Genomic DNA, 12,512 nt, shown 5'->3' on the forward strand with positions numbered 1-12,512 from the left:
GTTACGACAAGCTCGCCGTCCGCTTCGAAGCGACCGTGCTGGTCGCAGCCATCAACGAGTGGCTGTGACCAGCACTTCCGCAACAGACCCTAGGCAGATCGCGGCGACGCAAGGTGGCTCACGGCCGCGGCCCTGCTCGGTTTCGGCCAGGATCTCGCGTGCGGCGCGCCGCTTGAGTTTCAGGCGGGTGTTGTTGATGGTGTTGGGCGCGATTTCCAGGTCCATCGCCTCGCACACCTGCCGCGCCCGCAGCGGGGCCTCGGCCGCGGCGAACACCGCCATGATCTGCTGGTAGGCCGGATGGTCCGGTAGCTTCGGGGCGGCGGCGCGGACGGGGCTGGCTCGGACACAGCTCCAGCAGCGTCTTGCGGGTGATGCGGATCTCCTCGACGGTGCGGTGAAACTCATCCGGCTGCGCGGAAAGCTCCGCGATCCGCTCCTTGGCCGCCTCGGCCTGCGCAGTGATCTCCTGCTCCCGCTCCTCCAGTCACGCCAGCACCGCGCCGAGCGTCAGTTCCCCGCCGGTCATGCGGTGCGCCAGGACGGCGCGGTCGCCCCGGACAGCCGGCGCTGTATCACCGCGGTCATCGCCCCGTACACCCGCGACTCGGAGGTGCGGGCTGGTGCTCGTAGTCGCGCACCAGCCGGCGGTGCAGCATCAAGATCCCGTAGGCACGCTCCAGCGATCCACCACTTGGGGATCGGAACGAATCCGCTCTGCGCCGGGTTGCGCTCGACCATCTCCACCTCGATGCCCACCTTCTCCCCGGCCGCGACGGCGGCGTTCTTGAAGCCCTGATCGACCAGGGCCTTCTCGACGGTGTCGATGTCGGCGACGACCTTGTCCAGCAGCGATGCCGACGGCGTTCTCGTGCGCTGACGGCATCACCACGACCACCGCGATCACCGGCCCCAGCACGTCAACAGCCGGGCCGCGCTTGCGGCCGGTACTTCTTTTGCCGCACCACGCCCCGTCGACCGCGCGTGCACCCGGCCGCCGGTTGCACGCTCTGGGTGTCGAGCACCTTCAGGCTCGGGTCCACCCTTCCGGCGCGCCTTCACCCGCACCTGCCGGCGAAGCAGGTCGTGGATGGTCTGGTCCGTGCCGTCGTCGCGCCAGGTGTAGAAGTAGTACGGGCGGCGGGAAGTCGTGCGGGAGCAGGTCCCACTGGCAGCCGGTGTGGTCCTGGTAGAACAGCGCGTTGACGCTCTCACGCGTCGCGTACCGGCCCTGATGGCCGCTGACCGAGGGGTGCGCGGCCTTACACGCGGTGATCACCGGCTCGACCAGCACCCACGCTCGTCGGACAGGTCGGTCTTGTAGGGCCTGCGCCCGCTCACGACGACCATCCCAGCATGCCCATGGCCGCCGACCATCCAGAATACCGCACTGCCACACATTCAGGTGCCGACAAATCGTCTTTGAACTTACATATCGCCCTCCCAGGCGGAGAGACGGAGGTACGTCTCCAGGTGGAGCTATTCGGCCTCCGCCCTTGGCCACAGGATCTCGCCATCCGCCGATGCAGGCGGGGTAGCGATGGAGAGGCGCGGATGCTCCAGATACGCAATCTGCACGTGAGCTACGGCGGGGCCGTGGTGGCCCTGAAGTCGGTGTCCCTGGACGTTCCGGAGGGCGCAGTGGTGGCCGTGCTCGGCAGCAACGGTGCCGGGAAGACGACACTGCTGCGCTCGGTGGCAGGAACCTTGCCCGACTTCCGGGGGACGGTCGATGAAGGATCGATCGAGCTCGACGGCGTCAGCACACTCGGCAAGTCGGCCTCGAGCATGGCCGAAACGGGCGTAGTACTGGTGCCGGAGGGCCGCCGGATCTTCACCAGCCTGACCGTCGCCGAGAATCTGCGAGCCGGCAGCTTCGCAGTTCGAGACAGGGCACGCAGGACGGCGGCACTGCGCCGGGTGCATGAAATGTTTCCCGTTCTGTACGAGCGACGGGAGCAGCGGGCCGGCCTGCTTTCCGGCGGCCAGCAGCAGATGCTCGCTATCGGCCGGGCTCTGATGGCCGGTCCACGGATGCTCCTCATCGACGAGCCTTCTCTGGGACTTGCCCCGCGGATGGTGGGACGCATCGGTGAAGTGATCAGGGAAATCAACTCCCAGGGGACCACGGTTTTGCTGATCGAGCAGAACGCCACCATGGCCCTCGACGTTGCATCCCACGCGATCGTGCTCACGGTAGGTGCTGTCACCCTCAGCGGCACCGCTGAGGGGCTCGCCGCCGATGAATCCGTACGGCAGTTGTACCTGGGAACGCCTGAAGACGACGAGGCGACTCGGGGGCTGGCCATGGCGCCCGGCCGCAGGGCTGTGCTCGGGCGGTGGACGCCGTGACCAAGCCCGCACTCACCGCCTTGAGCCCGGAGCCGGCGCTCACGGTGTCCGGTGTGACCGCCCGATTCGCCGGCGTCACCGCGCTGGATAACGTCTCGTTCACGGTCGCACCCGGAGCGATCCACGCGGTCATCGGCCCCAACGGGGCAGGAAAGTCGACGATGTTCAATGTGCTGTCTGCCGTCTACCGGGCCGACAGCGGGTCGGTGCGCTTCCGCGGCGTTGATCTGACCCGGCTGCGACCGCACCAGCTTGCCGACTTGGGTGTCGCCCGCACTTTCCAGAACATTGCCCTGCTGCCGCACAGTTCGGTCACGGAGAACCTGCTTTTGGGCAGGCACGCCATGATGCGGCCCCGTTACAGGAAGCGGGCACAGGCGAGCGGCCGTCGAGCCCTACGCCGGAACTTGCAGCGTGTGCACGAGATCGCAGAGTTCACCGGACTCGGCGAACTCAAAGACGTACCCGCTGGAGAACTCTCCTACGGTGACCAGAAGCGGGTGGAAATCGCCCGGGCCCTGTGCGTCGAGCCCAGGCTGCTGCTGCTCGACGAGCCGGCCGCCGGCATGAACGCTCATGAAACGGCTGCCATGGCAGGACTCATCCGCGATATCCGCGACAGTCTGGACATCCCCATCCTCCTTGTGGAACACGACATGGGGCTGGTCATGGGCATCGCCGACCGTGTCACCGTCCTGGACTTCGGCTGTCGTATCGCCGACGGCACTCCGACCGAGGTCCAAAAGGACCCCGAAGTGCTGCGTGCCTACCTCGGCAGCGAGAGTCCGGCGCACTCTCCCACCGCGCCGGACGACCGCAATGCGGCCACGGATCACGAACCCCAGGAACACTGACATGCAGAACTTTCTCCAGCTACTGATCAGCGGTCTGTCTCTCGGAACCGTCTACGCCCTGCTCGCACTCGGCTTCGTGGTGGTGTTCAAAGCAAGCGGTGTCATCAACTTTGCCCACCCCGCACTGCTCATGGTCGGCACGTACTTCATCTCCCGCTTCAGCACCACCTACCACTTCCCCTTCCCGCTCGCGGTACTGCTGGGGATAGGGATAGCCGTTGCGCTCGCCCTGCTGGTCGAACGCCTCCTAGTGAGGAACGTGACGGGACACGCGATCCTCGCGGTCAGCATCGCGACCATCGGTGTGGACGTACTCGTCCAGAGCGAGATCACCCGCCGGATCGGCGTCGACGTCCTGCCCATGGGGGATCCCTGGGGCAGCGAATCGGTCACCGTGGCCGGCCTCACCGTGCCGGAGACTCGGCTGATCGCCCTCGCCACCGGCGTCCTGCTCATCGCAGGCTTCCTCGCCTGGTTCCGCTACTCGAGCTGGGGTGTCGCCATGCGAGCCACAGCCGAAGACCCGGCCACCGCCTCTTTGATGGGAATCAGACGGGACCGCATCTCTGCCGTGGCGTGGCTGATCGCCGGAGCCCTCGCGGCAATTGCAGGACTCTTCATCACAGTCTTTCCCTCCCCGGGCCTGGAACCGGCAACAGCAGCAGTGGCGCTGAGGGCCTTTCCCGCCGCCATCCTCGGCGGGCTCGATTCGATCGGCGGCGCTATCGTCGGTGGCCTGGCCATAGGCGTCACGGAGGCCTTGGCCCAGGGCTACGCCGAGAACCTCTCTGCGCTCGGCGGCGGGTTCCACACCGTCCTGCCCTACCTCGTCATGGTGGCCGTGCTGCTCATCCGGCCCACGGGACTGTTCGGAACCAAGGAGTTGCACCGTGTCTGACTCCACCCTCGCCACGTCGGCGACCCGCGACACAGTCCAAGACGCGCAGACACCAGCAGCTTTCAGGCACCGGCTCTCACGCCGAGTCGGCTGGCGCCGCCCACGGCCCGGACGGACCATCGGAGCACTCGGCCTTGCCCTGCTCCTCGCCGTCCCGCTCTACGCCGAAGCCTTCTGGCTCCAACTGGGCCTCTTCGTCATGGCGACAGCGATCGCAGCCCTCGGAATGACCCTCCTGCTCGGCCAAGTCGGCATGCTCTCCCTCGGCCATGCCTTCTTCATCGCAGTCGGCGCCTGCGGCTACGCCTACTTTGCTGCGGACGGCACAGATGGCCATGCCGGCCTTGGCCTGCCGCCCCTGGTCGCAGCCGTCTTCGCCGTGACACTCGCTGGAGTGGCCGGCCTGCTCTTCAGCCCCGTCGCTGCCCGGCTGCGTGGTATCTATCTCGGCGTCGCCTCCCTGGGGCTGGTCTTTGTCGGCCAGCACATCCTGAGCAATGCCTCATCGATCAGCGGCGGCATCAACGGCCGCGACGTACCCGCCTTCAGCATCCCGGGCCTGACGTTCGACAACGTCCCCGGAGAGAGCCTCCTCGTGCTAGGAGTACCCCTCCAACGTGAAGAACGCCTCTGGTACCTCGCACTCGCCCTGCTACTGGCCGCCCTGTTCTGCTACCGCCTGCTGGTGCGCTCCCGGGCTGGACGGGCGTTCCGAGGAATCCGGGACCACGAGGTGGCCGCCGCCGCCATGGGCGTAAACGTCACCCGCTACAAGGCCTACGCATTCCTTTTCTCCTCAATGTTCGCTGGCCTGGGTGGCGTCATGCTGGCGCTGGCTTACCGGCGGATCGTCCCCGAGACCTTCGGCATCGCCATGTCCATCGAATACCTGGCGATCATCGTGATCGGCGGACTCGGCTCCGCCGGCGGAGCCGTGTTCGGCGCCGCCTTCATCGCCTCCCTCCCCTCAACACTGGAACGCTACGTAACCCAGCTCCAGGGGGCAGCGACCGGCAACGGCGCCTTCAGCGCCGCGGTCATCGCCAAGTTCGTCTACGGAGCAGCGATCGTCCTGATCATCCTGTTCGAGCCCGGCGGCGTTGTGGCCTTGCACAACCGTCTGCGCCGGCGTTGGCGCAGACGCCGCAGCGAAGCAGTCAGCGCCAGCGACTCCGCCGCACCCAACCCTCGTCCCTAACCCCAATCACCAAAACCGACCCGCAAGAAGAGGTTCGCCATGCCCAAGTCCACCCGTACCCGGCGCACAGCTCTCACCGCCACGGCCGTCAGCCTCGCGCTCGGTATGACCTTGACCGTCGGCTGCTCCACGAAGGCAGCTCCTTCACAGAGCAGCGCAAAGGGCGCCGACGGGGTGGCCACCGGGCCCGGAGTCACGGACACCACGATCAAGCTGGGAGTTATCACTGACCAGACCGGCGTCTTCGCCGGCCTCGCCAAGTCCGCGAGCCAGGGGCGCGAACTGTTCTGGGCCGAGCAGAACCGCAAGGGCGGGGTGTGCGGGAGAAAAGTCGAGCTCGTGACGAAGGACCACGGCTACCAGACCCAGAACGCAGTTGCTGCCTACAGCCAGGTCAAGGACGACGTCCTGGCCCTGCAGGAGCTGCTCGGCTCCCCGATGATCGCAGCGCTGCTCCCGTCCATCAAGGACGACGAGATCCCCACGGTGGCCATCTCGTGGTCGTCTGTCCTTCTGCAGAACCCCTACGTGGTCATCCCCGGCTCGACCTATGACGTGGAGATGATCAATGGCCTGCAGTACCTCGTCGATTCAGGGAAGCTGCGGCGCGGTGACACCATCAGCCACATCTACCTCGAAGGCCAGCTCGGCGAGAACGCCCTGGAAGGCAGCCGCGCCGCGGCGAGCAAGCTCGGTCTGAAGCTGAAAGAACAGATGATCAAGGCGACGGACACTGACCTGACCGCCCAGATCACCGCCTCCCGCAACGCGAAGGCCAAAGCCGTCCTGCTGTCCAATACCCCCGCGCAAACCGCCTCCGCGGTGTCTGTCGCAGATGCCTTCGGATACAAGGCCCCGTTCCTCGGATCCAACGTGGCCTTCAGCCCGACGCTGCTCAACGGCCCCGCCAAGAAGGCCCTGGAAGACCGGTTCTTCCTCGTCAGCTCCACCGCACCGTACTCCTCCAAGACGGACAAGGCCGCAGCACTCCGCGACGCGTTCGCCAAGAAGTTCACCGACCAGCCGAACCACTACGTCGTACTCGGCTACGCCCAGGGTGAGATCATGACGCAGATCCTGCAGGCGGCCTGCGACAAGAAGGACCTCACACGTAAGGGCTTGCTCAACGCCCTCCACAGTCTGTCCACGGTGGACACCGGCGGCCTGATCTCCCCGCTCGACTACAGCAAGCCCGGCGAAATCCCCGCCCGCCAGGTCTACATACTGCGCCCGCACGCCAAGCAGGCCGGCGGCCTGGCCGTGGTCAAGGACCTGTTCGCCTCGGAACCCGCTAAGTCCTACGAGCCGAAGAAGTAGCGCCGGCTGACAGCCCATCCCACACCCCTCCCCAACAGGAAGATCTCAAATGTCCGGCCGCACACCGATGAACAGCACGATGCAGAACACCCCGCTGCACATCGCCAGGCTCCTCCAGTACGGCTCGACCCTGCACCACCGCAGCGAAGTCGTCACCGCCACCGATGAAGGGGTACGCCGAGCTACCTATGCGACCGTCGGAGGCAACGCCGCCCGGCTGGCCCACGCGCTGGCGAACCTCGGGGTGCGGCCGGGCGACCGAGTGGCGACCTTCATGTGGAACAATCAGGAGCACCTCGAGGCATACCTGGCTGTCCCCTCCCTGGGCGCCGTGATCCACCCCCTGAACATCCGTCTCTTCGCCGAACAGGTCGCCTACATCGCGAACCATGCAGAGGACCGTGTCGTCATCGTGGACGCCACCCTTCTGACTGCCTTCGCTGCGATAGTGCCGCATCTGTCCACGGTGCAACACATCATCATCAACGGCGATGCCGATCTCGCGGTCCTCCCATGCGGCCAGCCGGTAGTACATCGCTATGCGGACCTGCTGGAGGACCAGTCAGACACCTATCCCTGGCCCGACGTCACCGAGACCCAGGCCGCAGCGATGTGCTATACCTCCGGCACCACCGGGGACCCCAAGGGCGTCGTCTACAGCCATCGGTCGCTGTATCTCCACGCGCTCGGCGCCAGTCTGCCGGACATGTTCAACATCTCGGTACGCAACCGGCTCCTCGCCATCGTCCCGCAGTTCCACGCCCAAGCTTGGGGTCTGCCGTACGCCGCGTTCCTCACCGGAGCCTCCCTCGCCATGCCGGACCGCTTCCTCGCCCCGGAGCCACTGGCCCGATTCATCCAGGAAGTCAGGCCGGATGTGGGCGTTGGAGTCCCCACCGTGTGGCAAGGGCTGGCCAACTACCTCGATGGGCACCCGGAAACCGATGTCTCGTCCTTGTCCGAAGTCTTCGTCGGTGGCTCCAGCTGCCCACCGTCGCTCATGCGCACGTTCCAGGACAAGCACGGGGTGCAGCTCCTCCACGTCTGGGGCATGACCGAGGTGTCACCGGTCGGCACTGTGAGCCGGCCACCAGCGGACGCACACGGCGACAAAGCGTGGGCGTACCGGCAGAGTCAGGGGCGTTTCCCCGCCCCGGTGGAAGCCCGCCTCATCGGCTCGCACGGCGCGGAGTTGCCGTGGGACGGGGTCAGCGTCGGCGAACTCGAGGTCCGCGGCCCGTGGGTCACAGGGTCGTACTATCTCACCGACGACCCGTCCAAGTTCAATGACGGCTGGCTGCGCACCGGGGACGTGGGAGCCATCACCTCAGACGGCTACCTCTGCCTCACCGACCGCGTTAAGGACGTCATCAAGTCCGGCGGAGAATGGATCTCTTCCGTCGAACTGGAGAACCATCTGATGGCCCACGCGGCAGTTGCCGAGGCCTGCGTGGTGGGGGTGCCGGATGACAAGTGGGGAGAGCGCCCGCTGGCCGCCGTGGTCCTCAAAGAGTCCGTGACCTTCCACGACCTGCGTGCCTTCCTTGCCAGGCGCGTGGCTTCCTGGCAGCTACCGGAACGGTGGGCTCAGATCACGGAAGTCCCCAAGACGTCGGTCGGCAAGTACGACAAGAAGGTGCTGCGCGCCATGTATGCGGACGGCGCGCTGGAGGTCGAGAGCACCTCCTGAGTTTCTCCGCTCCCACTTCCTCACCCAACGCACCCCAGGACACGCCGTGAGTCCCCCACCTTTGGAACCCGTCCCAAGGCCCATCATGAAGGCGGCTGGTCACCGCCGCGCACTCGGACGTCAAGCCGGACACACCCGCACGGCCCCCCACCGGAACAGGCTGGCACTGATCATCGACCATGACTTTCCTGGCCCGCTGCCCTGCCAGCCCGCGGGTGACGCGTGCCACGACGCTCGATGCGTAGGAGCCTCCCCCGCGTCGATGCCAGCCCCGGCAAACCTCGCTGGGCGCGACTCGAGGCGGTGACCCGGTCTCATGACGCACCGTAAGGTACCGCCCCATTGGCACGAGCCTTCACAACCTGCACCCACCTCCAGCCCTGATACTGCCTACATCCTTAAGCGGCGAGCCGAACGACTGCGCCCGGTCCATGTCGTAGCCGGCGCGATCGCTGCGCTGTTCCTGCTGAACGCCGTGCTGGCGAGTGAAGCACCGGACTTCATGGGCACACCTGTTGCCGGTCCTGTGACCATCTGCCTGGCATTGTTGCTCCTTCAATACGCCATGGCCGTCGCGGCCGCCGGGTGGTACGCGCGTTACGCACGTAACTGGCTCGATCCGCTCGCGCAGAAGCTTCGAGAGGGCGACCACAAGGAGACGGAGAGATGACGTTCCTTGCACAGATCGCCCTCTCCGGCAGTTCCTTTCCGATCGTTGCATTGTTCGGTGGTTTCGTGTCCGGCTTGCTGCTTCTGGCCCTGTTGCCCATGGACGCAGACAGGCCGGCTGACTTTTACGTGAGCAACGGGCAACTTTCACCGGGCTTCAACGGGATCGCGCTTTTCGGTGGTTATCTTTCTGCGGCGACACTCCTGGGCACCCCGGGTCTGATAGCACTTGTTGGCTATGGCGGCCTTCCCGCAATTGTGCTGGGAGGCGTCAGGCGCCATGACGCTGCTGTTGGTAGTTGCAGAGCCGTACCACAGCACTGTCCAGTACACCGTGGGCGACTGCCTGGCCCGACGACTGAGCCCCCGTCCCATACACGCCGCCGCAGGCCTCACCACCCTCATCATCTGCATGCTCTACCTCGTTGCCCAACTCGTAGGTGCAGGCACACTGGCCGCCCCGATCTTCGGTTTCAGCGGGGTCGGAGCCCAGAAGGTTGTGGTCGCCTCGCTTGGCGGCCTCATGCTCCTCTACGTTGCCATCGGCGGCATGCCTGCTACGACCATCGTCCAGGTGGCAAAAGCCACGCTGATGATCGACGGCGGCCTCTTTCTCGCCTTTACTGTCATGGCGCGTGTGGGCTGGAACCCGTCGGAACTACTGCGCAGGGCGACTGACGGAAGCGGCGTCGGTATCGACTTCCTCAAACCCGGACTGGGCTCCAACGGTGAGGGCGTAGGCAGACTCAACGCGGTGAGCCTGCAGCTTGCTTTCCTCTTTACGCGTCGCTGGGATGCCGAACCTGCTCATGCGACTCGGGGCGGTGCCAACGGCCCGAGCTGCACGCAAATCGGTTCTATGGGCTACAGCGCTGACCCGCCTGGAGGGAACCATGGTTGACGGTTCGTCGAAACAGTTTCGGTGCGACCGCGATCCGCAAACGTCCGGAACCGACCAGCCGTGACTATCCGTCCTGCCCTCAGCGGTGACCTGGTGGGCTCATGGCCGCCATCGCCGCGTTGGAGGCGCGGCAACACACCGAGCGGTAAGGGATACTCTCGACGACGTCTTCACGCACTATGTGGGGCAAGTGGCGCATGGCCGGGCTGAGGGAGTGCAGTTGACTTCCGCTGCTCTGTTGGGCCGGTCTTCTCATGGGCCGCTCTGAGCGCCGCAGCCTCGTTCGCGGGCCTCCTGAAACGGACACACGGTCCGATGGATGCTCACTCATGGGCTCCTCCGCAATCTGTTGAAGGTCCCGCGCCTTCCGAACCGCACGGGCAGGCGCGGTGGTCCAGAAGGCGCGAGCATGGCAACCTGTCTGACCGCCAGACAGGTCCCCGGACACTGTGCCGACTCTCCTGCCATTGCTCCAGTGGGCGTTTCCGAGTGACACTCGTTAGAGAAAGCGACGATTCCTTGGCCGGCTCCATGTTCGATCTCCACCGGCTCCGCCTTCTGCGGGAGCTCAAGCACCGGGGCACACTCGCCGCGGTCGCCTCCGCGTTGTCATACAGCCCTTCCTCGATCTCCCAGCAGCTTTCGCTGCTGGAGTCGGAGGTTGGTGTCCCGCTCCTTGAGCCCGTGGGCAGACGCGTGCGCCTGACCCCGCAGGCTGAGATCCTGGTTGCTCATACCGAAGCCGTGCTGGAGAGGCTGGAACAAGCCGATGCCGACATCATCGGTTCCCTGAGCGAACTCTCCGGCACTCTGCGCATCGCGTCTTTTCAAACCGCCGCGCTGGCTCTCGTCTCCACGGCACTGACACTTCTGCGTGATGCCCACCCCCGCCTGCGCGTCCAGGTCACCCAACTGGAGCGCGAGGGCGCACTGTCGGCTCTGCTGGCCCACGATGCCGACCTGGTCATCGATGTGGAATACCCGGGTGACCCCAGCCCTCGCCACGCCGAACTCGACCAGGACGTCCTCGGCCGAGACACCCTGCACCTGGTCCACCCAGGGATCACGGACGGGGCTGAGCCACAGGAGGTCCTGCGCATGCTGGCTGATCACCCATGGGTCATGGAGCCTGAGGGAACGGCCGCCCGCACCTGGGCGATGACCGTGTGTCGTGACGCCGGATTCGAACCCGACGTGCGCTATGAGTCGGCCGACCTTCTTCTCCACCTCCGGCTGGTGGAAGAGGGGCATGCTGCCGCACTGCTCCCGGACCTCGTATGGCTGGGCCGTCGCCCGACTGTCGCCCTCCAGCCGGTTCCCTTCACTCAGCACGAGCGCACACTGGTCACCGTCGTACGCCGCGGTAGCGGCCAACACCCCGCCATCCATGCCGGCCGGCAAGCGCTCGCAAAAGCTTCTGACATCCACTTCGGCCGTCAGACAGACGGCACCGCACCGTCCTTCCCCTGGCCTGAAGATCCTGACGCTGCTGAGGACCGATTCAGTCGTTCGTGAGGGCGCTCGAAGGCCCCTCGATCATGGCGGTGCCGCAGGGCCTTCTATGGCCTTCGCAACCCCGAGCTGTCGCTCTTGGGGGTGTTTGTCTCGTTCATGGGGCGAGGGTGGCAGCGGGGATCGGCGGGGCCACGCAGCCCCGCCCCACCACAGATGCGCACCCGCTCCGCAGGGAAAGGCACAGCCAAACCTTTGAATACAAGCCCAGTGCTCGTTGAAGAGTCCCCTCGATGATCAGATCAGGCGTCTGAGCACATCCTCCACGGCGTCGATGAGGGGGACACCCTCGGTTCCGGGCCGTCGGACCAATCCGAGTTCGACATCCGGGAGTTGGGGCGGCCATGTGCGGCGGTGCCCGGTTCGGCGGTGGCCGGGATGAGGGCGGCGGCGCCGAGACCGGCGCGGACGGCTGCCCGGACGCCGGGCAGGCTGGTGCTCTCGAAGGCGGTGCGCCAGGTGCGTCCGGCGGCTTCGACGGCGTCGAGCAGCGGCTGGCGCCAGCGGCACGGCTGGGAGAAGAGAACCAGGGGGAGGGGATCGAGGCTGGTGTCCATGCCTGGGGCGGCGGCCCAGGTGAGGGGGAGGTGTACGGTCCAGCGCGGTGGTTCGGGCAGATAGGACGGGTCGCACAGGGCAAGGTGGATGCGTCCTTGCTCGTATGACTCGCGCAACATCGGACCGGGTCCGCTGATCAGCTCCAGGGTCGCTTCGGGGTTCATGCGGGTGAAGTCGGCCAGGGCCTGGGGGAGGGGTGCGGCGGTGAGGTCCTCGAGCAGGCCCACACCGCAGTGGCCCTGGACGGCGGGCGCGGCGACGGTGAGCGCCTGGGCGGACAGGGCCAGGATGCGTTCGGCGTACGGCAGCAGTGCCTCGCCGGCCTTGGTGAGGGTGACGCCGGTGGCGGCGCGGTGGAGCAGGTCCTGTCCGACGGCGCGCTCCAGCCTGCGCAGCTGCTGGCTCAGCGCGGGCTGGCTGTTCCCCAGGGCGGTGGCTGCGCGGCTGATGCTGCCGGAGCGGGTGCAGGTGACGAAGACCCGCAGCTGTGCCATGTCGAGATCCGAGGCCATAACCAGACATTATGTGGGTCCTTCGTGATTGGCCAGTTCCTTAGGGCCTGG

Annotated in this window: 12 protein-coding genes; 9 read left to right on the top strand and 3 right to left on the bottom strand. The window is 66.3% G+C overall.

What is annotated here, in order from left to right; translation table 11 throughout:
• Nucleotides 1-51 precede the first annotated feature (51 nt).
• Together ACZ562_RS37115 and ACZ562_RS37120 are read right to left on the bottom strand one after the other, a co-directional pair.
• Nucleotides 52-282, bottom strand: a complete 231-nt coding sequence (locus tag ACZ562_RS37115) for a hypothetical protein (protein WP_471188839.1) — start codon at nucleotides 280-282, stop codon at nucleotides 52-54.
• A gap of 745 nt (nucleotides 283-1,027) precedes the next feature.
• Complete coding sequence (locus tag ACZ562_RS37120) at nucleotides 1,028-1,504, bottom strand: transposase (protein ID WP_471188842.1); 477 nt, start codon at nucleotides 1,502-1,504, stop codon at nucleotides 1,028-1,030.
• Between the two features lie 50 nt (nucleotides 1,505-1,554).
• Between ACZ562_RS37120 and ACZ562_RS37125 the strand changes: the two genes are divergently transcribed.
• The 9 genes from ACZ562_RS37125 to ACZ562_RS37165 all read left to right on the top strand — a co-directional run bounded on the left by ACZ562_RS37125 (nucleotide 1,555) and on the right by ACZ562_RS37165 (nucleotide 11,394).
• Nucleotides 1,555-2,352, top strand: coding sequence for an ABC transporter ATP-binding protein (locus ACZ562_RS37125; RefSeq protein WP_471188902.1), 798 nt, complete (start codon nucleotides 1,555-1,557; stop codon nucleotides 2,350-2,352).
• The gene (locus ACZ562_RS37130) at nucleotides 2,349-3,206 is read left to right on the top strand and encodes an ABC transporter ATP-binding protein (RefSeq protein WP_471188845.1); all 858 of its coding nucleotides are present in this window, start codon (nucleotides 2,349-2,351) and stop codon (nucleotides 3,204-3,206) included. The genes ACZ562_RS37125 and ACZ562_RS37130 overlap by 4 nt, the downstream gene beginning before the upstream one ends.
• Before the next feature lies 1 nt (nucleotide 3,207).
• The gene (locus ACZ562_RS37135) at nucleotides 3,208-4,104 is read left to right on the top strand and encodes a branched-chain amino acid ABC transporter permease (RefSeq protein ID WP_471188847.1); all 897 of its coding nucleotides are present in this window, start codon (nucleotides 3,208-3,210) and stop codon (nucleotides 4,102-4,104) included.
• Nucleotides 4,097-5,302: a branched-chain amino acid ABC transporter permease gene (locus ACZ562_RS37140; RefSeq protein ID WP_471188849.1), complete on the top strand. Its 1,206-nt coding sequence runs from the start codon at nucleotides 4,097-4,099 to the stop codon at nucleotides 5,300-5,302. Before ACZ562_RS37135 ends, ACZ562_RS37140 begins: the two co-directional genes overlap by 8 nt.
• Before the next feature lie 39 nt (nucleotides 5,303-5,341).
• Nucleotides 5,342-6,619, top strand: a complete 1,278-nt coding sequence (locus tag ACZ562_RS37145) for an ABC transporter substrate-binding protein (protein ID WP_471188852.1) — start codon at nucleotides 5,342-5,344, stop codon at nucleotides 6,617-6,619.
• Nucleotides 6,620-6,668: 49 nt separating this feature from the next.
• Nucleotides 6,669-8,309: a long-chain fatty acid--CoA ligase gene (locus ACZ562_RS37150; protein ID WP_471188855.1), complete on the top strand. Its 1,641-nt coding sequence runs from the start codon at nucleotides 6,669-6,671 to the stop codon at nucleotides 8,307-8,309.
• A gap of 316 nt (nucleotides 8,310-8,625) precedes the next feature.
• Nucleotides 8,626-8,979, top strand: a complete 354-nt coding sequence (locus ACZ562_RS37155) for a DUF485 domain-containing protein (RefSeq protein WP_471188857.1) — start codon at nucleotides 8,626-8,628, stop codon at nucleotides 8,977-8,979.
• 279 nt (nucleotides 8,980-9,258) lie between these two features.
• On the top strand, nucleotides 9,259-9,879 hold the full coding sequence (locus tag ACZ562_RS37160) for a sodium:solute symporter family transporter (protein ID WP_471188860.1): 621 nt from the start codon (nucleotides 9,259-9,261) through the stop codon (nucleotides 9,877-9,879).
• 531 nt (nucleotides 9,880-10,410) lie between these two features.
• The gene (locus ACZ562_RS37165; RefSeq protein ID WP_471188862.1) at nucleotides 10,411-11,394 is read left to right on the top strand and encodes a LysR substrate-binding domain-containing protein; all 984 of its coding nucleotides are present in this window, start codon (nucleotides 10,411-10,413) and stop codon (nucleotides 11,392-11,394) included.
• Between the two features lie 239 nt (nucleotides 11,395-11,633).
• Here the strand turns inward: ACZ562_RS37165 and ACZ562_RS37170 are convergent, their stop codons facing one another.
• Entirely contained in the window at nucleotides 11,634-12,461 is an 828-nt protein-coding gene (locus ACZ562_RS37170; protein ID WP_471188865.1) for a LysR family transcriptional regulator, read from the bottom strand.
• Between the last annotated feature and the right edge of the window lie 51 nt (nucleotides 12,462-12,512).

The organism is Streptomyces sp. NPDC040410, assembly GCF_055595715.1.